This is a genomic window from Nocardia barduliensis, from assembly GCF_013315795.1.
Lineage (GTDB): Bacteria > Actinomycetota > Actinomycetes > Mycobacteriales > Mycobacteriaceae > Nocardia > Nocardia barduliensis.
On the sequence record NZ_JABLTE010000053.1, the window covers coordinates 15,961 to 34,073 of the forward strand.

18 protein-coding genes are annotated in these 18,113 nt (G+C 67.5%); 10 read left to right on the forward strand and 8 right to left on the reverse strand.

Annotation, left to right across the window (positions count from 1 at the left end; translation table 11 throughout):
* Positions 1-12: 12 nt before the first annotated feature.
* The 5 genes from HOV91_RS22250 to HOV91_RS22270 all read left to right on the forward strand — a co-directional run bounded on the left by HOV91_RS22250 (position 13) and on the right by HOV91_RS22270 (position 4,756).
* Positions 13-888, forward strand: a complete 876-nt coding sequence (locus HOV91_RS22250; RefSeq protein WP_174187352.1) for a 1-acyl-sn-glycerol-3-phosphate acyltransferase — start codon at positions 13-15, stop codon at positions 886-888.
* Positions 889-1,075: 187 nt separating this feature from the next.
* Positions 1,076-2,848 (forward strand): hypothetical protein, encoded by a 1,773-nt coding sequence (locus tag HOV91_RS22255; protein WP_246350556.1) that lies wholly within the window; start codon positions 1,076-1,078, stop codon positions 2,846-2,848.
* Entirely contained in the window at positions 2,845-3,033 is a 189-nt protein-coding gene (locus tag HOV91_RS22260; protein ID WP_174187354.1) for a hypothetical protein, read from the forward strand. Before HOV91_RS22255 ends, HOV91_RS22260 begins: the two co-directional genes overlap by 4 nt.
* Complete coding sequence (locus HOV91_RS22265) at positions 3,033-3,422, forward strand: hypothetical protein (protein ID WP_174187355.1); 390 nt, start codon at positions 3,033-3,035, stop codon at positions 3,420-3,422. Before HOV91_RS22260 ends, HOV91_RS22265 begins: the two co-directional genes overlap by 1 nt.
* On the forward strand, positions 3,419-4,756 hold the full coding sequence (locus HOV91_RS22270; RefSeq protein ID WP_174187356.1) for a hypothetical protein: 1,338 nt from the start codon (positions 3,419-3,421) through the stop codon (positions 4,754-4,756). Before HOV91_RS22265 ends, HOV91_RS22270 begins: the two co-directional genes overlap by 4 nt.
* A gap of 60 nt (positions 4,757-4,816) precedes the next feature.
* On the opposite strand, the gene HOV91_RS22275 is transcribed toward HOV91_RS22270, so the two are convergent.
* The 5 genes from HOV91_RS22275 to HOV91_RS22295 all read right to left on the reverse strand — a co-directional run bounded on the left by HOV91_RS22275 (position 4,817) and on the right by HOV91_RS22295 (position 10,161).
* Positions 4,817-6,574, reverse strand: coding sequence for a sensor histidine kinase (locus HOV91_RS22275; protein WP_174187357.1), 1,758 nt, complete (start codon positions 6,572-6,574; stop codon positions 4,817-4,819).
* Between the two features lie 70 nt (positions 6,575-6,644).
* A complete protein-coding gene (locus HOV91_RS22280; RefSeq protein WP_174187358.1) occupies positions 6,645-7,298 on the reverse strand; it encodes a response regulator in 654 nt (217 codons plus the stop codon).
* Between the two features lie 188 nt (positions 7,299-7,486).
* Entirely contained in the window at positions 7,487-8,140 is a 654-nt protein-coding gene (locus HOV91_RS22285) for a DUF2267 domain-containing protein (RefSeq protein WP_174187359.1), read from the reverse strand.
* Between the two features lie 151 nt (positions 8,141-8,291).
* Positions 8,292-9,299 carry an Acg family FMN-binding oxidoreductase gene (locus tag HOV91_RS22290; RefSeq protein ID WP_174187360.1) on the reverse strand — a complete coding sequence of 336 codons (1,008 nt, stop codon included), beginning with the start codon at positions 9,297-9,299 and terminating at the stop codon, positions 8,292-8,294.
* A gap of 238 nt (positions 9,300-9,537) precedes the next feature.
* The gene (locus HOV91_RS22295) at positions 9,538-10,161 is read right to left on the reverse strand and encodes a TetR/AcrR family transcriptional regulator (RefSeq protein WP_174187361.1); all 624 of its coding nucleotides are present in this window, start codon (positions 10,159-10,161) and stop codon (positions 9,538-9,540) included.
* Positions 10,162-10,376: 215 nt separating this feature from the next.
* On the opposite strand from HOV91_RS22295, the gene HOV91_RS22300 reads away from it, so the two are divergent.
* Together HOV91_RS22300 and HOV91_RS22305 are read left to right on the forward strand one after the other, a co-directional pair.
* Positions 10,377-11,111, forward strand: a complete 735-nt coding sequence (locus HOV91_RS22300; protein ID WP_174187384.1) for a nuclear transport factor 2 family protein — start codon at positions 10,377-10,379, stop codon at positions 11,109-11,111.
* Between the two features lie 180 nt (positions 11,112-11,291).
* On the forward strand, positions 11,292-11,849 hold the full coding sequence (locus tag HOV91_RS22305; RefSeq protein ID WP_174187362.1) for a GNAT family N-acetyltransferase: 558 nt from the start codon (positions 11,292-11,294) through the stop codon (positions 11,847-11,849).
* A 167-nt stretch (positions 11,850-12,016) separates the two neighbouring features.
* Here HOV91_RS22305 and HOV91_RS22310 read toward each other — a convergent pair whose 3' ends face one another.
* On the reverse strand, positions 12,017-13,165 hold the full coding sequence (locus HOV91_RS22310) for a hypothetical protein (protein ID WP_174187363.1): 1,149 nt from the start codon (positions 13,163-13,165) through the stop codon (positions 12,017-12,019).
* A 193-nt stretch (positions 13,166-13,358) separates the two neighbouring features.
* Between HOV91_RS22310 and HOV91_RS22315 the strand changes: the two genes are divergently transcribed.
* Entirely contained in the window at positions 13,359-13,943 is a 585-nt protein-coding gene (locus HOV91_RS22315) for an FAD-dependent oxidoreductase (protein ID WP_174187364.1), read from the forward strand.
* 63 nt (positions 13,944-14,006) lie between these two features.
* Positions 14,007-14,702 (forward strand): hypothetical protein, encoded by a 696-nt coding sequence (locus HOV91_RS22320; protein ID WP_174187365.1) that lies wholly within the window; start codon positions 14,007-14,009, stop codon positions 14,700-14,702.
* A gap of 23 nt (positions 14,703-14,725) precedes the next feature.
* On the opposite strand, the gene HOV91_RS22325 is transcribed toward HOV91_RS22320, so the two are convergent.
* The gene (locus HOV91_RS22325) at positions 14,726-15,487 is read right to left on the reverse strand and encodes an enoyl-CoA hydratase (RefSeq protein WP_174187366.1); all 762 of its coding nucleotides are present in this window, start codon (positions 15,485-15,487) and stop codon (positions 14,726-14,728) included.
* Positions 15,488-15,795: 308 nt separating this feature from the next.
* Between HOV91_RS22325 and HOV91_RS22330 the strand changes: the two genes are divergently transcribed.
* Entirely contained in the window at positions 15,796-16,779 is a 984-nt protein-coding gene (locus tag HOV91_RS22330; protein ID WP_246350548.1) for an ABC transporter substrate-binding protein, read from the forward strand.
* A gap of 70 nt (positions 16,780-16,849) precedes the next feature.
* On the opposite strand, the gene HOV91_RS22335 is transcribed toward HOV91_RS22330, so the two are convergent.
* Positions 16,850-18,079 (reverse strand): MFS transporter, encoded by a 1,230-nt coding sequence (locus HOV91_RS22335; RefSeq protein WP_174187368.1) that lies wholly within the window; start codon positions 18,077-18,079, stop codon positions 16,850-16,852.
* Between the last annotated feature and the right edge of the window lie 34 nt (positions 18,080-18,113).

Genomic DNA, 18,113 nt, shown 5'->3' on the forward strand with positions numbered 1-18,113 from the left:
GAAACCTGGCCCATGAATGTCCTTCGATTGGCGACGGGAACGCTCGACCGAGCGACGAACTGGGTGGCCCAGCAAGTCGAGGCCCGCGTTCCCACCGCCGATCCCGCCGACCGCGACCCGCGGTTCATCGCCGACACCATGGACCTGGGCTGGCTGCTGGTCCGCCTCTATTTCCGGGCGGAGGTACGCGGCCTGGAGCGGGTACCGGAGCAGGGGCCGGTCTTGCTGGTGGCCAATCACTCCGGCGGCAACGTGCCGCCGGAGGTTCTGGTGACCACCCTGGCGTTCGTCCGCCGTTTCGGCCCGAACCGGCCCTTCTTCCAGCTGGCCCACGACATGGTGATGGCCTATCCCGTGATCGGGTCGTTGTTGCGCCGCTTCGGCACGGTGAACGCCGACCAGGGCAACGCCGAGCAGGCGCTGCGCGACGGTGCGGCGGTGCTGGTCTACCCCGGCGGCGACTGGGAGGTGCACCGCCCTACCTGGGAGGAGGGCCGCATCGACTTCGCCGGTCGCACCGGCTTCCTGCGCCTTGCCTGGAACGAGCGGGTGCCGATCGTGCCCGTGGTCAATATCGGTGCGCAGCAGAGTGAACTGGTGCTCACGCGCGGGGATCGGATCGCGCGCCTCCTGCGGCTGGACCGGATGCTGCGGCTGAAGGTGTTCCCGATCTCGATCGCCCTGCCGTGGGGACTGAACATCGGTGATCTCGCCGGGCACCTGCCGTTGCCCAGCAAGATCACCGTCGAGTTCCTGGACCCGATCGACCTGCGGGAAACGCTGGGTCCGGAGCTCGACATCGAACGGGCCTACCGGCACGTCACCGGCCTCATGCAACGGACGCTGACCAGGCTGGACGAAGAGCGCGACCTGCCGATCGTCGGGTGAACGGACTCGGTGCGGCGATTTCGACCGAACTTACCCCGGTGCGGAAATGTTTATGCTACCGTTCGTAACATATAACTACTTCGTGTGATGGAGGTCTCCCGTGCGCGCTCTCGCGCATGCCGAGTTCGGATGGTTCGCCGCCCCGGGCACCGAGGGCGGCGGAGCGGCACTGGACCAGGTAGCGGCCATGACCGGTGCTGCGGGGCTGGTCGCCGTGGTGCTGCTGTGGATCGGCTACCTGCACCGCACCCGTCGCATCACGTGGCTGCAGCGCGTGGCCGACCGGCTCGGGCGACTGTTCAATCGGCCCGGCTGGGTCGCGCTCCCGCTAGCGCTGTTCCTCGCGACCATCCTGACCGCCCTGCTGGGATTCATCTGGGACGTCAGCTTGCACGTGGGCAACGGACGCGATGACGGGCCGCTGGCGAATCCGGCGCACTACTTCATCTTGGCGGGGTTGTTCTTCCTGTTCACCGCCGGGATGTCGGCGATCGTGCTTCCGCTGGACGAAAAGCCAGGCGCCGCCGCGGTGCGGATCACCCGTACCTGGTACGCGCCCGTCGGCGGCATCCTCCTCGCGGGCGCCGGTCTCTACGCGCTGATCGGTTTCCCCCTCGACGACATCTGGCACCGGCTGTTCGGTCAGGACGTCACGCTGTGGGGCCCCACCCACCTGATGCTCATCGGCGGCGCCGGTTTGTCGCTGGTCGGTGTGCTGCTGCTGGAGTTCGAGGGCAGGCACAGCAAGCCCGAACCCGACCGCCCCGACGGACGGCGCATGTGGCTGCTGCGGTCCTTCGCCTTCGGCGGCCTGCTCATCGGCCTGTCGGTGTTCCAGGTGGAATTCGACTTCGGCGTGCAGCAGTTCCGGCTCGTCCTGCAACCGATGCTCATGGTGGCGGCGGCCGCCATCTCCCTGGTCGCCGCCCGCGCGTGCCTCGGGCCGTTCAGCACCCTCGTCGTCGTCGGCTTCGCCGCCCTGGTCCGCACCGTGGTGGCCGTGCTGGTCGGCGGGCCGATCATCGACGCCCCGCGCAACGTCTTCCCGCTCTATCTCGGCTGCGCGATCGTGGTGGAACTGCTCGCGCTGCTGCCCCTGGCCAGGCGACCGATCTGGTGGGGCGCGGCGTGCGGACTCGGCATCGCGACCGTTGGGCTGTGGCTGGAATCCCTGTGGGTCCGTGCGATGTTCGTCAATCCCTGGCCCGCCGCCATGTGGCCGGAATTGCTCGCGATGGCCGTGCCCACCGGCATCGCCGGTGGTGTCGTCGGCGCGCTGCTGGCCATGGCGTTGCGCGGTGAACCGCTGCCCCGTCCGCCGGTGCGCCGCGGATTGATGGTCGCCGCGGTGGTGATCGTGGCGGCCGCGACCGCCAACGGGCTGATCACCGCCGTACCGGAGCGAGCCGAAGCCACCGTGACCCTCCGCGACGCCGCGTCGGACGCGGGCGGGAGGATGGTGCTCGCCGACGTTCGCGTCACGCCCACCGATCTCGTCGGCGCCGACCCCGAATGGATGCAGATCCTGGCCTGGCAAGGCGGCATCGGCACCGACAGTCCCGGTCGCGGTCTGGTCGTGGACCGACTGCAGCGCGTCGGCCCCGGCCACTACGTGTCCACCAAACCTGTTCCAGCCCATGGAACGTGGAAGACCGTACTGCGCCTGCAGGACGGCCGCGTCCTGACCGCGGCGCCGATCTTCATGGCCGCCGACCCGGGCATCGGCGTCGACGAGGTCCCGGCCCTGGCCTCGTTCACCCGGCCGTTCATCGCCGAGATCACCGTGCTGCAGCGGGAGCGCTCGTTCGATTTCCCGTCCTGGTTGTTCACCGCGGCGTCGCTGGTCGTGCTGCTGTGCAGCCTCGTGCTGGTCTGGGCGTTGTCCTGGGGCGCGGCACGGGTCAACGACCGGTATCCGCACGCGAGCCGACCGGCCGAGGAGCCGGTGGTTTCCCGATGACCCAGGGCTACGACGGCGTGGACGTGCTGGCCGATCATTCGATCCTGCTGGCCATCCCGGCCTTCCTGCCCGCCTTTCTGGTCGTAGCGGTCGTCGTGTTCGTCGCGCTGCGCGACCGTCGTGCGGAGGATCGGGAGCGGGCGCAGGGTTCGCGGTCCGAGCACAGCGTGGACAAGGAGGAGTGATGGGTTCGGTGCGGCGCTGGGGCGCGCTCGTGCTGCTGCTCGGTGGTGTGCTCGTGGCCGGCTGCGCCGCGACCGATTCCGCCACCACCACATCGACGAGCGCGATCGCCGAAGACTCGGACAGTCTCGTCGTAGCCGTTCGGATCGCCGGGGGTTCGGTGAGCCCGGCCGACGTCCGCTTGGAGACGCGCGTGGGCCGACCGATCGAGATCGTGGTCGACAGCGACGCCCACGATGAATTGCACGTCCATGCCTCGCCCGAGCACACCTTCGCGGTCACTCCGGGCACTGGCCAGCGGTTCCGGTTCACCGTGGACGTGCCGGGCCGGGTGGAGATCGAACTGCACCACGCGCGCCGCACGGTGGCGACACTGCTCGTACGCGGATGACGGTGCTCGCCCACGGCATCGGCGGAGCCGCCGATCTGCCGATCCCGCTGTCGTATGCCCTCGTCGGGGCGGCCTGGGCCTTGACGTTCTCCTTCGCGGTGCTGGCGTTCGCCTGGCGCGAGCCACGGCTGGAACCGCGATCGCCCGGAGTCGCGCTGCCGGCGATCGTCGCGACGGTCGTGGACTCCGGAATTGTCCGAGCCGCGATATCGCTGGTGAGCGTGGCCGCTACCGTCGGGGTCCTCGCGATCGGTCTGTTCGGTCCCTCGGATCCGGCCGATAATCCTGTTCCCGGCGTCGTCTACATCTTCCTGTGGGTCGGTGTCATGGTCGCCTCGCTGTTCGCCGGACCCGTGTGGAAGGTGCTTTCCCCGGCGCGCGCGGTGCACCGCGTCATCTGCCTGGCGTGGCGGCGCCCGCCCGGACGCGGTCTGGTTCGCTATCCCAGCCGCTGGGGCCAGTGGCCCGCGGTGCTCGGTCTGTTCTCCTTCGTCTGGCTGGAACTGGCCTACCCGGAACCGGGTTCGGTGGGGGCGGTCACCACGTGGCTGGCGGCATACCTCGTCGTGACGACGATCGGCCTGATCGTGTGCGGTACCGCGTGGGCCGAGCGCGCCGATCCGCTCGAGGTGTACAGCAGCCTGCTGGGCAGGCTGAGCCCGTTCGGACGCCGCCGGACCGGTGAACTCGTCCTGCGCTCGCCGTTGGACAACCTGGCGGGCACCCCGGCGCGGATCGGCGCGGTGGCCGTCGCCGCCACCCTGCTCGGCTCGACCGCGTTCGACAGCTTCACCACGTTCCCTTCGTGGCGCGGACTACTGGCCGACGCAGGTGACGGTGGGTCCGACGTCTGGCCGGTCGTGCTGAACACGCTGGGGCTGCTCGGCTTCATCGGCGTGGTCGGCGTCGCGTTCCGGACCGCGGCCCGAGCGACCGGCGGCCTGGAGGAAGCTCGACGGCGGCGGCTTCCGGCCCGCCTCGCGCACAGTCTCACCCCGATCGTCGCCGGCTATCTGATAGCCCACTACCTGACGTTTCTCGTGGAGAAGGGCCAGGCGACAGTGATCTTGTTCGCGGACCCGTTCGGGCGAGGATGGAATCTGCTCGGCCTCGCCGATCGCGAGGTCGCCTACGTGCTGTCCGCTCACCCCGGCGTGCTTGGCACGATCAAAGTGCTGGCCGTGGTCGTCGGTCACATCCTCGGGGTCGCCGCCGCGCACGACCGCTGCCTGCGACTGCTGCCCCGGGCGCACCGGCTCACCGGTCAACTCGCTCTGATGCTGACCATGGTCGGTTTCACCTTTACCGGTCTGTATTTGCTGTTCGAGTCCTGAGAAGCCCGGCCGACCCGGCGAACTTCCGAAGCCGGGCGGGCCGTCGGCACGTTTCGAGCGTCACCGCAGCGGCACTTTCCAGCACAGCCGGGTTCCCGTGCCGGCACCGGCAGCGACAGTGAAACTCCCGCTCGCGTCCTCCGCGCGCCGCGCGAGATTCGCCAGGCCGCTCGGCGTGACCTCGCCGGGCATGCCGCACCCGTCGTCCTCGACGACGATGGTCAGGTCGTCGGCCACTGTTATCTCGACCGAGACCGACGCCGCGCCGGAATGCCGGACGGTGTTGCTGAGCGCTTCGCGCACCACGGCTTCGGCGTGGTCGGCCAGTTCCGGCTCGAGCACCGAGAGGGGGCCGCCGATGCGCACGGAGGTGCGGATTCCGCTGGTGGCCGTCTGCTGCCGGATCGCTTCCTCGATGCGTTGCCGCACCCGCGCGCTGTGGCTGTCGCCGCCGTGCAGGTCGAAGATCGTGGTCCGGATCTCCTGCACCACGTCTTGCAGATCGGTGATGGCTTCGGTGAGCCGTTCGCGCACCTCGGGTACGCGGGTGCGCGGGACAGTTCCCTGCAAGCTCAAGCCGACGGCGAACAATCGCTGGATCACGTGATCGTGCAGATCGCGGGCGATGCGGTCGCGGTCGGAAAGGATGTCCAGTTCTCGCACGCGCCGTTGAGCGTCGGCCAGTTGCATCGCCAGTGCCGCCTGTTCGGTGAACGCGGCGGTCAGTTCGAGGGTCTCGTCGTTGTAGGGAGCTGATTCCACCGCGCGCAGCGCCACCAGCACGCCCACGGTGGAATCGGACGTTTGCATCGGCAGGACCAGCGCGGGTCCGGCGTCGGGAAAGATCTTGCCGAGATCGGCGCGGCGCGCGTCGTCGACGCGCTGCGGGGAGCGCAGTCCGAACGCCCGGCCGATCGTGGTGTCGCCCAACGACAAACTGACGATCCGCTGGTTGTCCGGGGCGCCCGCGGCGTGGGTGATCAACAGCTCGGTGATCTCCTCCGGCGGGCTTTCCGGGTCCGGCACGACCGCGAGAAAGGTCCGCTCGGAGCCGGTGAGCCGACGCGTGGCCTCCACCAAGTGGGTCAGGACTTGGTCCGGCGCGGTGCCTGCGAGGAATTCGGTGGTGATGTCGCGGGTGGCTTCGATCCACGCCTGCCGCGTGCGGGCGGATTCGTACAGGTGGGCGTTGTCGATGGCGATACCGGCCGCGGCGGCCAAGGCTCGCACGATGACCTCGTCGTCTTCGGTGAACGGCTGACCGCCCGCCTTCTCGGTGAGATACAGATTGCCGAAGACTTCGTCGCGGATGCGGACGGGCACGCCGAGGAAGGTGCGCATCGGCGGATGGTGGGCGGGGAAACCGACCGACGAGGGGTGTTCGGCGAGGTTGTCCAGCCGGATCGGTGTGGGTCGGCCGAACAGCAGGCCGAGCACCCCGTGGCCCTGGGGGAGATCCCCGATCAGTGTGCGGGTCGGTTCATCGATGCCCTCGTAGATGAACTGGGTCAGCTGCTGATCGTGGCCGCGGACGCCGAGCGCGCCGTAGCGGGCGTCGACCAGGGAGATCGCGGTGTGCACGATCGTGCGCAGGGTGCGACCCAGGTCCAGGCCGGAGGTGACGGTCAGCATGGCCTCGATCAGGCCGTCCATCCGGTCGCGGGCGTCGATGATCTGCTCGATGCGATCCTTGACCTCGCCCAGCAGTTCGCGCAGCCGCAGTTGCGAGAGCGTATCGCGGACCGAGTAGGTGTCGGCCGAGGCGTAATCGCTCGTCTGCGCTGCTCCCGGAACACCGTCAGCGCGGCTGCTCGCCATGGGTCAAGAATATTTCACCTGGTCGCGGAAAAGAACGGCCAACGCCTGGCGAGGACTCCGGGAACGCGGGTCAGAAGTCGATCGTGGACCCGGACGGCCGGGATCGGAGCTTGGAAGCGTAGACGGCTGCCTGGGTGCGCCGTTCGAGGCCGAGCTTGGCCAGCAGCCGGGAGACGTAGTTCTTCACCGTCTTCTCGGCCAGGAACATGCGCTGGGCGATCTGCCGGTTGGTCAGCCCTTCGCCGAGCAGGTCGAGAAGTCTGCGTTCCTGCTCGGTGAGCGCGGCCAGCGGGCCGTCCTCGGTGTTCGCGCGCAGCCGCTGCATGAGGGCGGCCGCGGCGCGGTTGTCCAGCAGCGAGCGTCCGGCGCCGACCTCCTTGATCGCCTTCGCCAACTCCATGCCTTTGATGTCCTTGACCACATAACCGCTGGCCCCGGCCAGAATCGCGTCCAGCATGGCCTGCTCGTCGGTGAACGACGTGAGGATGAGGCAGCGCAGATCGTCGAGTTTCGACAGCAGATCGCGGCACAGTTCGATCCCGTTGCCGTCGGGCAGGCGCACGTCCAGTACGGCGACGTCCGGCCGCAGCGCCGGAATCCGGGCGAGGGCTTGGGCGACATCGCCCGCCTCGCCGACGACGGACAGCTCCGGGTCGTCGGAGAGCAGGTCCACGAGACCGCGACGGACGATTTCGTGGTCGTCGACCAGAAACACCGTGATCATGGTGGTGTCCAATCCGGGGGAGCAGTTGCGCGGTCGACACTACGCATCGGGCAGGCGGCTCGGTACCGACCAAAGTCCTCTTGTGGGATCGAACAGGCATAGTGACGGACGCCGCCCGCAGGCAAGGCCCGGCCTCAACGGGCCGCGTGCGTGGAGCATCGAGGGCAGCGCGGGCCTGCGGGGGCTGATCAGCCAGTCGGCGTGTCGGCGCGGGTGAGTCCTTCGGCGATCAGGATCCGCTGGGCTTGCTGGGCGGCGGAAACTCGCCCGGTGTCATGCGCCGCGCTACCGGCGGTTTCCTCGAGGCTGCGGGCGAGTACGGCCACCACGTCGGTCAGCGCTCGCAACCGGTTGTCCAATTCGTCGAAGCGCGAGGCTTCCGGCCGGGTGACCGCGGTTTCCTGCAAGGTGCCCGCCAGGTCGGTTCCGCGCAGAATGTGCCGCATGTCCTCCGGAAGCAACGCGAAGACGTGGTCGAGCTGCCCGGGTGAGAACAGGTCGGCCAGTGCGTCGGTCACGGCACCCGCCAGCGCGTAGGCCTCGTCGCGGGATACGCCTGCTTCCAGGGCGAACTGGTCGAGGAACGAGGGCACGTCGTGCGGGACGGGGACCCGCGCGGGGACCCAGCCCTCGTAGAAGATCCCGCGCAGGAGTTCGGGCAGCTGGGCGCTCAGGTGCGCGGCCGCGTTGACGCCGATGCGGTCACGCACGGTGTGCAACCATGCGCGCAACGCACGGTGCGCGAAGGCCCGGTCTTCGGTGGCGAGTCCGTCGGCCAGAGTGCGCAGCCACTCGTGCGCGGTGTGCACCGCTGGTGCGAGGGGGTCGCGGTGGTAGCTCATGGGAGGTGCCTTTCACGGATGCTGTCCCCCACTGAAGAGACTGCCCGTTCGCGCCCGGACCGGTGAGAGGCCTCGTGCCCGCACTGACGGGACCATGGTCACCCGGGCATGGCCGGGCCCCGCCGTCGGGCGGCGGTACCGGGCACGTGGGTCAGTGGGAGCCGGTGACGGTGAAGACCTCCGCGACCGGTCGCCGAGGAGTCGGCGGCAGCATGTCCGCGTCGTCGGGCGCGGTGCCGACGCGAATCAGTACCTGCGGCGATCCCGGGCGCGGGATCAGGCCGGCGAGCAGTCCGCGGGTCGTCGGAAGCTCGGTGATGTGGGTCAGCGCGCACGTCGCCAGCCCCGCGGCGGTGCACTCCAGCAGCACGGCCGACAATGCCTCGCCCGTGCGCAGCCAGTGCGTCACCGAATCGCCGTCGGTGCTCAGTACGAGCAGCGCGGCGCGATCCTCCAACTGGGCACGCCGCATCGAACGCGGCGCGGAGGGAAAGTCGCGGCCGATGTCGACCCGGGCGAATTCCGCATCCGACACCAGCGCCGACGGCGGCACGCCCTCGGAAGTTTCGGAATGTCCTGCCCACCAACGTAATTCGGCCTGGTACAGCAGATCGTCGCGGCGCAGAGCACCAGCCTGCTCCGAAGCCGCGGCCAGCCGGGGCCGTGCGCTGTCGGCCAGCACGTCGAGTTCCACCTCGTGCGGGGAGGTGAGCATTCGCAGCCGGGGCAGGATCTCGGCGAAGCCCGCCGGTTCGGTCATCGGCAGCCGGTCGGTGCGCCGCACGTCGATGGCCAGGGCGCGGGTATGGATTCCCTCGGGCGGGGCGGCCCAGGGACGGAATTCGATCACCGCGAGATGATCGGGGCGCTGCCGGTCGGGCGCGCGCAGGATGTCGGTGTGCCAGCCCTGGTCGGCGAGCACCGTCCGCAGATGATGCAGCACGGTTCCGCAGCTGATCACCAGCTGGCGGCCGTGCGGGTCGGTGGAGGGCAGCAGCCGGTCGGCGTCGGTGTACAGGTGCAGGCGGGCGCCGTCGAACACCCAGCGCCACGGCTGGGTGTTGTGCACCGAAGGCGCCCGGACAGCGCGCCGCAGCGCCTCCGTCATCGTCCGATGACCGGGTACCGGCAGGACGGGCGCTTCGTTGTTTGCGGTCATACCGCGAGTCTGCGCCGTGACCGGCCCGGGAGGTACGGACGTTGCGCCCGGACCGCAGGGTCCTTGGTCACCGTGTCCGCGCGAACGGGCCGACGCGAGAGCAGTGCCACCCATAATCGAAAGGGCCGATGTCCCGATGCCGTGGAGCCATCGGTCCATGCCGCTGACCGCCGTGTCGGTCCCGATCGGCGAGCCGCTCCTCGTGCCCCAGGCGATGTTCTCGGTCTCGCATTCCGCGTCAGACCTCGAACGCGATCCCCAGCAGTGCGACGACGATGCCGACGGCGGTGTCGACGAGGGCGTCCCGGTCGATCGGCAGGCGGCCGTCGACCCAGTCGAGGTAGACCGCGGTGAGTGCACCGGCGAGGGCGGTGCCGATGGCGGCGAGGGTTTCGTCGCTGCTGGCGAACAGCCCGGCGGCGGCGGGACCGAGGACGGGCGCCATGGCCCGGATGACCGTCGGCGTGCGAAGGGCGATATGGCGGCGCAGGTTGTCATCGGCGAGCGGCTCGCGCAGCAGCACCCGAGCGCGGCGCGGATCCTCTTCGAAGAAGCTCGCGCAGATCTCCAACGCCGATCGCACGCCGACCTGCACATCGGCGGCGGGCGCGATGGCGGAGAGCCGATCGCGCAACGCCGCTTCGACGCGGTCGTAGACGGCGGTGATCAGCGTTTCGCGGCTGTCGAAGCTTTCGTAGAAGTAGCGCGGGCTCAGGTTGGCCTGGCGCGTGACCGCCCGCATCGTCACCGCGCTCGTCCCCGCGGTGCCGAGCAGTTCGAGACCGACGTCCAGCAGTTGCTCGCGGCGATCCTCGGATCGGTCTTGCAGCGTCTGGCCACGCCAGAGCTTGGGCGCATTCACCCGCCCATCCTCGCATCGCGACGCGGCCCGACCTATTGACATCGCCTGATTCTAGATGAATCATGTGATTCAAGTTGGGCGTCCGGCGCGGCCGCGCCCAATCGTCCGCCCGAAAGAACGGGCCGACAGCGGGTCTCGGGCTTCGCGGCGCGGGCATTCCTTTCGCCCTGCTCCGCGGACGAGATCGTGATCGAGGCCGTGGTGAAAGGGTGCCCATGTTCAGCGACGAACAGTTTCAGCAGGCCCTGCGTCGTCCGCGATTGTCGAAACCGGTTCCGGAGTTCCTCCACACCAACCGAGCGGCGCCGATCCGCGCGATTCCGGAACCAGAACTCCAGGCCACCACCGAGCAGTGGTTCGGGGAGTTCGAACGCAAGCTGACCCACTACGGCAAGCTCGGCATCGATGTGAGCTGGTTGCTGAACTGGGCGAAGAAGTACTGGTGGAGTTTCCTCGTCCGCGACATGAGCCGCAACCACGAGCTCTACGCCGCCGACGTGCGCTACACCGACGTGACGACCTTCGGCCGCACCATCGTCGGCATCGACGAATTCGTGAAGTACAACTTCGCCTTCTTCGACGCCATTCCGGACTGGCGCTACGATCCGCTGCCCGGCCAGGTCTACCTCGACGTGACGCCCGAAGGCCGCGTGCGCACCGTCATTCGCTACATCGGCAGCGGCCATTGGACCGGCCCGCTGCGCCTGTATCCGTACGACGACAGCGCACCCGCGCTCTACGGAGACGGCCGATTCATCCAATGCCCGGCCGTGGACCGCTACCACTTCAACCAGGACGGCCTGATGGAGGAAGGCGAAACCCTCTACGACGCTTTGGATGTCACCCAACGCGCCGGAATCCTGCCACGCGACGACAGCTGGCAGTTCCGAGCCCTGCTCGCCGCCTCGAAGATCCCCGCCTTCACCAGCCGCCTCGGCAGGCTGATCTAGCGGCCGCCGGAACCGGACCGGCTGGGTCCAGACCGATCCGCGCCCGGCGGCGACCCGACCCGCTGAGCCCATAGTGGTGGCCGCAACGGTCCCGGCCACCCGCAGGCTGGAACCATCGACCGCACGCGTCAGTTGATCAGACGACTCCACCGATCCCAGCCCTGGAAGGACCGTCCTCGCATGCCGATTCGGCGAGAGCCCGACGATTTTCCGTTGATCAGCGACAGACTGATCTTGCGCGAGTTCACCGGCACGGATGAGGCGGCGGTGCACGCCTTCGCCGGAGATCCAGTGGTTACCCGTTTCACCGACTGGGGACCGAACAGCATCGAAGACACCCGTGCGTTTCTCGCTGATGCCACCGCGCAAGCCCGCGACCCACAGCGGGACGCCTTCACCTTCGCGGTGACTCAGGCTCACTCAGGGAGGCTCATCGGCTCGGCAGCCATCGGCGTCACCAGCGCCCGGCACCGGCGAGGGGAGTTCGGCTTCGTATTCCACCGTGATTTCTGGTCACAGGGTTACGCCACTGAAGCCGGTACGCTGCTGCTGCGGTTCGGCTTCGACCGCCTGCGGTTGCGGCGCATCAGCGCGACATGCCATCCGGACAATCAGGCGTCGGCCCGAGTACTGGCGAAACTCGGCCTGGAATTCGAGGGCAGGATGCGCAGCCACCTGTTCGTCCGCGGAGCGTGGCGCGACTCCCTGCTCTACGCCGCGGTCGACGCCACGAACTGACAGCAACCCACAACCGTCGCCGCTCCGTCTCGGTACGGGGCCAACCTGCACCGCGCCGACCGGAGCAACCCACACGGATGCAGGTCACCCAGAACTCCCGTGATTACGCAGTCGCCGCATCCGTCACCGTGCCGCTACCAACCGACAGTCGATCGACGATGATCGGTTCACAACCCGAAGTACGCGGCAAGTGCTCGGCCGAGCGCCCCGCCCGCTGCGCCGATGGCGATCTTGCCGGTGGTGTCGCCGCTTTTGGCCAGGAGTCGGCGATACCAGCTGGTGACGTTCGGGCCGGCCCCCTGCGAGTCGAGTTCTCCGGCGCTCGCGTCTTCCTCGAGCGCGTGGTCGAGGTCGGCCAATTCGGCGTCGTCCACACCTGCCTGGCGCAGGGCTTCCCAGAGTTGCTCCTTGTTGCCCGCGCTGTTGTGCGACGAGAACTGGCTCACGTTCATGCTGCCGATCGATATGTTGTGACCGGAGCCGCCGAAGTTGTATGTCACTGTCTTTTCCTCTCTTACCGCGCCATGGGGCAGCGGGGGTAACGGAATGCCGTTCTGCTGCAGAATCATCTCCGACGGACGGTGCCGGATCTGACCCATCGTCACCAATTGACGAATCTTCCGCAGTTCGTGTGAGATTCCCGAATCTCCGGCCAGTTGGAGATGATGCGCCAGCGCTGTGCGCCACTGCAATTCGCGTAGCACGCTGCGGGTGTCCCGCACCTGTTCTTCGGCCTCCTCGAGCCACCGCTCGACTTGCCGGGAAGGCTGCCCCAGGCGCGTCGACCTGATTCTGGACAGCGTCGAGAACCGTGCTATCAACAATTCCGGCGACTCGACGGCCCGGCCTCTTCGGAGGGCTCGCGTGGCCAAACGCTCGGCCGATTCGAGGTCTCCGGCCAACTCGTAGTGCTGCACGCGACGGGCGATGACCTCCATCAGCAGGGTCTGCCTGCGAGCACGGCCGATATGCTCCATTTCCCGGCGGGCCTCGAACAGATACATGGACGACAACCGTGGATTCAGCGCGAGATTGGCGGCTGTTGCCTTCGCGATGGACAACTCCGCCACCGAGTGCCAGCGTCCCATCTGCCAAGCGATGGCGCGGGCTCGATCGAAAAGCGCGATCGCCGATTCACCGGCATGCTGATCGCGCGCGACCACGCCCCGGAGCCAGTGGATCTCCATTTCGAGTTCCAAGTCCGGCCGAGATTCGGCTGCCAAGAGTTGCTCGGCGGTTTGCAGCGTCAAGTCGGAAGCCAATAACAAGCGGCCTGCCCCGATATCGGCACGAGCAACGGCGACCAGCTCGTCCACCCCTGACGTCACCTCGGGAGCATAGCATCGACCACGCACACGATTCAGGTTGCGATGGTGCACTTTCGGGCAATACCCTGCGCTGATTACCGAAATGTTCGATCAAGTAAGTACCTGACAGTTGGTTTCGGTCGCGGCAATTCGCGTGGGGGCGCGCTGACCGGGCTGCTCGCTGATACAGTCCTGCACTGTAGTGAGTAAAAAGCGTCGCAGTGTCATCGTCGCCGCAAGCAGAGCCGAGCGACACCTGGCGATCGTCGGCGGCGGCGTAAGCGCTCTATGGCTGGCGCTTTATGCGGCGCGATCCGGCCTCGCAACGACGCTCGTGGGTATCGACCGCTTCGGTGGATACGCGTCTACCGGAAACCAGGGCTGGTTGCACAGCGGAGCTCTGTACGCGATGAACGGAGCCCACGAACTCGCTGCCGCGTGCCGCGCGGGCGCCGAAGAAGTGCTGCGAGCGGCCGACCGTGCGGGCGCCTTGACTTCGCCGGACGTGGTCGGCGCGTTCGTGCCCGGCGACGACCGGCAGTTGGACGAAGGTATCCGGGGATTGCGCACGTCTCGGATCGCTTTCGATGTCCGCGATATATCCGAAGTGCGCGATGCGTATCTGCTCTATCCGGATGACAAGGTGAGAAAGGTTGTCGTAACCGGAGATCGCGCTATCGACACGCAGCTACTGATACGAGAAATGATCGAGCAGGTGGCGGGACACGGAGGGCGCGTAGCCACCTGTCGCAGTCCTGTCGAGCTCACCCGAGGTAAGACCGGTTAGACTATCGAGGCGGAGAACGAACCCATCTCCGCCGAGGTGGTTGTCCTCGCGCTGGGTGCCGGATTGCCGGGGTTCCTGTCCGAACAGCTTCCCCAGCTGAGCATCCCGGAGTATCGCGTGACTCGGTCGCGCGTGATCGCGATGGCCGCCCCGGAGTTGCGGACGATCGTGGTATCGCCGACCGTCGGCTCACCCGCCGTCGTTCCGATATGGCATGGCGGAAAGATCCGCGGCGTGACTATTTGCATCCTGGCGGACAACGATGCTGATTCCGGCATTTCCGGTGACTTCACTCCGGATGACGTATATCGGGTGATGGACAGTTGCGCGAATACTGTTCCGGGCCTGGCTCGTCTCGCCGAGCGCAGGGCTTCGACACTCGCCATGTACGGCTGCCAAAAGCTGCATATGTCAGGTGACGAGGGGACCGAATCGTTGCGCCTGTACAAACTCGACAGCTACGCCCCGGGACTCTACGGATTCTACGCAGGGAAGATGTCGTCCGCGCCCGTAGCGGCAGCAGCCTGCCTGGATCGACTGGTAACCGATGAGCTGATCCGCGACGAAGGTTTCCAAGCGTTGCCACGAGCCGAGCGGCAATTCGGTGGCGAGGACGTCGCAGCGCGCACCGCATGCGAGGCCATGAGCTCAGGCGCGCATACGCGGGTGACGCCGCAGCAGTGGCGGGCCTGGCGCGCGGAGGCCGGGCAATTCGCCGACTGTCCGTCTCCGGGGGACAGCTCCGACCCGGCCGGATAGCTGACAAGTCGCCCAAAGTGACGTCAGCTGGATCGACTGATCTCGGCTTTCTTGGCCGCCAGCCGCGCGGTGAATTCGGGGGATTCGAGGGAGGCGACCTGCGGCACGATTTCCGCGTCGACGGCGTCGGCGTGCGCGTCGAGGTTCGCGGTGTGGCGCATGGTGCGCTTGGTGGTGATCAGCAGATCGCGCGGCGCTTCGGCGGCGCCCGCGGCGAAGTCGAGCGCGGCGGCGAGCAGTGCGGCGTGATCGCCGTCGATCACCCGGTGCGCCAATCCGGCGGCGAGGGCGGCCTCGGCGTCGAGGATCTCCCCGAACAGCGTCATCGCGGCGGCTCGTTGCGGTCCGACGGCGCGTTGCAGCATCCAGGTCATCCCACCACCGGGATGGATGCCCAGCCGCAGGAATCGCGCGTCGAAGCGGGCGCGGGGACCGGCGATCCGGACGTCGGCGGCCAGCGCCAGATTCAGACCGGCGCCGACGGCCGCGCCGCCGATCGCGGCGATGGTCGGCAGTGTGCATCGCGCGACCGCGAGGAATCCGTCGTAGATCACCCGCAGGCCCTGCTCGCGGGCGTCGCCGAGGGCACTGAGATCGGCGCCCGCGCAGAACGCGGGCGGGGTTCCGGTGACGATCACCGCGTGCACGCCGGAATCGCCCTCGGCCTCGGCCACCGCGGCGGCCAGCTGCTCGGAGAGCGCCGGTGTCAAGGCGCTCCGTCGATCCGGGTCGTGCACCGTGATCACCGCGACCTTGTCCCGCCGCTCACTCCTGATCTCCGCCATGACCGGATCGTAGGCGCCGGGAATGCCCAGGGACACACGGGGGATCCTGGCGCGGTCGCCGACGGTGCACCCGGCGGTATTCCACGCTGGTCGATCATTCACATGTAGGCGAGATCGCCTGGCTTTTCGGCGAGACAATTGCCGCTCGACAAGGCTGCCAGTCAGGCGTTTTTCGAATCTAGTTGAAGACAACTATGGACCTGAATTAGCGAATGCTCAACGATCGCTGCACTGCGATGCGAACGTGTGTTGCTGTATCGAGGGAGAGTATGAGCGTGAGAGCGCACGGCAGGTTTCTGATAGGCGCGATGGTCGCCACAACGGTGGCGATGCTCCTGACCGCATGTGGAGGAGGAGAGGTCCGCAAGGCCGGCGGCGTGCCGGTTCTGCGTTATCAAGGCTGGGCCTCTCAAGTCGTGATTCCCGAACTCGCGGAGGAGCTCGGATTCTTCGAAGGCAAAGTAAAATTGGAGTGGCAGGGCAACACCATCAGCGGCCCGCAGGACATCCAATCGGCGGCGACCGGTCAGGTCGATTTCGGCGGTGCTTTCGGTGGCGCGGTGGCCAAACTCGCCCAGGGCGGTGCCCCGATCACGGCGGTGGTGAACTACTACGGGTCCGATGAGAAGACCTTCACCGGGTTCTACGTTCCCGAGAACAGCCCGATCAAGACTCCGAGAGATCTGCTGGACAAGAAGGTCGGGGTGAATACGCTGGGTGGTCAGTCCGAGGCGGACATCCACCTCGCGCTGAAGCGGATCGGCTTGGACGAGCAACAGATCAAGTCGGTTCAACTGGTCGTACTGCCGCCGCCGAACACCGAGGACGCCGTCCGGCGCGGGCAGGTCGACGTCGCCGCCTTGAGCGGACAGTTCCAGCAGCGTGCGATCGCGAACGGCGGACTCCGCGCGGTCTTCACCGATTACGAAGAGTTCGGTCCGTTCAACGGCGGCCAATATGTATTCCGGAACGACTTCATCGCCAAGAACCCCGAGAGTGTCCGGGCGTTCGTCGACGGGGTCGCCAAAGCGATCGAATGGCAGAAAACGACGCCCCGTGAGCAGGTCATCGCGAAGTTCACCGAGATCATCGAGAAGCGCAAGCGTTCAGGTGAGGACGCGTCGTCGGTGAAGTACTGGCTGTCGGTCGGCGTGCCCGCCACGAACGGCGTCATCACGGACGCCGACTTCCTGCGCTGGGAGGATTGGTTGCGCGATACCCGCGCGATCACCGGTTCGTTCGAACCGTCGAAGTTCTACACCAACGAGTACAACACGCAGGCTCGGAAATAGCGCGTGGAGCGGATCGGGCTCCGCTCCACGCTGGAGCCCGATCCGTTCGAGCCGGGTGCGGCTCGGGAGGTCACCGTTCTTCGGCGCGGTGGATTCGCTCGGGCCATGGGATGTACACCGGGATGTATCGAGCCATCACTCCCGCGCCGAGCGCCGAGACGCCTCCGATGGCGAGGACCGCGACGGCCAGTGGGCTGATCGCCGCCAGTCCACTGATCGCCAACGGACCGGCGAAGAAGCCGCCGTCGTGGGTGAGCCGCCACGCGGCAAGGAACTCGGCACGGTTGGCCAGCGGCGCGATGTCGGCGCCGATGGTCATGATGAGGCCGTTCCCGATTCCGTTGCCGATCCCCAGCACGATCGCCGCGATCCCGAGTGTCGACACCGAATCGGTCAGCGGCACAGCCAGATACGCGATGGCCAGGATGATCAGCGACGGCACCGCGATGAATCGCCTGCCGTAGCGGTCCATCAGATGACCGGCAGGGTAGGCGCACAGCACATCGAGGCCCGCTCCGATTCCGAAGATCAGACTGGCGGTAGCGGCGTCGACGCCGAGGTGATCGGCCCATAGCGGCAGTACGGCCTCGCGTGACGACCGCGCGGCGCCCATCAGCAAGGAGCCGGTGCCCAGCGTCAGCAACAGGGTGCGATGGGCTCGTGCCACTCCGATCAGCGACAGCGTCGGTCGCTGTATCGCCGCCGCTGAGGTATGCGGATCAGGTAGCCGCGCCATCAACCATCCGGCGATCACGATCGCGGCCAGCTGAACGGCGAACCCGCCGCGTGTGCCGAGCCCGGCGATCACGGCCGCCCCGAGAAACGGCCCGACGAAGAACCCCAGCCGCATGGCCCCGCCGAACAGCGACATCGCCCGTGCTCTGCGCTCGAAAGGCACCACCTCCGACAGGTAACTCATCCGGGCCAGTCCCCAAACCGCGTTGGACAACCCGACGATGACGAGTCCAACGCCCAGGAGCGGAACCGTCGGAGTGAGCAAACACAACAGCACTCCGATCGTTCCCGCGGTGCTCGCACCGATGATCGATAGTCGCTCACCGAACCGGGCTACGACCTGTCCTGCGGGGATATCGCCGAGTATCTGCCCGAGTCCGACCGAAGCGACGGTCAAGCCTGCGACGGCCGGCGACGCGCCCAAATCGAGCGCGGTGAGCGCCATGACGGGTGCGGCTGCGCCCATCCCGATGCCATATGCCGCAGCTGGTACGTAGACGGTGAACAACAGCGGTCGCAGCGACGGGAATTCGGCGGAAATTTCGTCCTGCCGGTAGGCGGTCATGCGACTGCCCGGGTGTTCGGGAAAGAATCCGGTT

What these genes read in the sequence shown, in the direction of transcription:
- HOV91_RS22285 (WP_174187359.1), bottom strand. Translation starts at nt 8,140, where the DNA reads ATGAGCTACCACCGCGACCCCCTCGCACCAGCGGTGCACACCGCGCAC.
- HOV91_RS22290 (WP_174187360.1), bottom strand. Translation starts at nt 9,299, where the DNA reads ATGACCGCAAACAACGAAGCGCCCGTCCTGCCGGTACCCGGTCATCGG.
- HOV91_RS22265 (WP_174187355.1), top strand. Translation starts at nt 3,033, where the DNA reads ATGGGTTCGGTGCGGCGCTGGGGCGCGCTCGTGCTGCTGCTCGGTGGT.
- HOV91_RS22325 (WP_174187366.1), bottom strand. Translation starts at nt 15,487, where the DNA reads ATGGCGGAGATCAGGAGTGAGCGGCGGGACAAGGTCGCGGTGATCACG.
- HOV91_RS22330 (WP_246350548.1), top strand. Translation starts at nt 15,796, where the DNA reads ATGGTCGCCACAACGGTGGCGATGCTCCTGACCGCATGTGGAGGAGGA.
- HOV91_RS22280 (WP_174187358.1), bottom strand. Translation starts at nt 7,298, where the DNA reads ATGATCACGGTGTTTCTGGTCGACGACCACGAAATCGTCCGTCGCGGT.
- HOV91_RS22255 (WP_246350556.1), top strand. Translation starts at nt 1,076, where the DNA reads ATGACCGGTGCTGCGGGGCTGGTCGCCGTGGTGCTGCTGTGGATCGGC.
- HOV91_RS22270 (WP_174187356.1), top strand. Translation starts at nt 3,419, where the DNA reads ATGACGGTGCTCGCCCACGGCATCGGCGGAGCCGCCGATCTGCCGATC.
- HOV91_RS22250 (WP_174187352.1), top strand. Translation starts at nt 13, where the DNA reads ATGAATGTCCTTCGATTGGCGACGGGAACGCTCGACCGAGCGACGAAC.
- HOV91_RS22305 (WP_174187362.1), top strand. Translation starts at nt 11,292, where the DNA reads ATGCCGATTCGGCGAGAGCCCGACGATTTTCCGTTGATCAGCGACAGA.
- HOV91_RS22300 (WP_174187384.1), top strand. Translation starts at nt 10,377, where the DNA reads ATGTTCAGCGACGAACAGTTTCAGCAGGCCCTGCGTCGTCCGCGATTG.
- HOV91_RS22260 (WP_174187354.1), top strand. Translation starts at nt 2,845, where the DNA reads ATGACCCAGGGCTACGACGGCGTGGACGTGCTGGCCGATCATTCGATC.
- HOV91_RS22275 (WP_174187357.1), bottom strand. Translation starts at nt 6,574, where the DNA reads ATGGCGAGCAGCCGCGCTGACGGTGTTCCGGGAGCAGCGCAGACGAGC.
- HOV91_RS22335 (WP_174187368.1), bottom strand. Translation starts at nt 18,079, where the DNA reads ATGACCGCCTACCGGCAGGACGAAATTTCCGCCGAATTCCCGTCGCTG.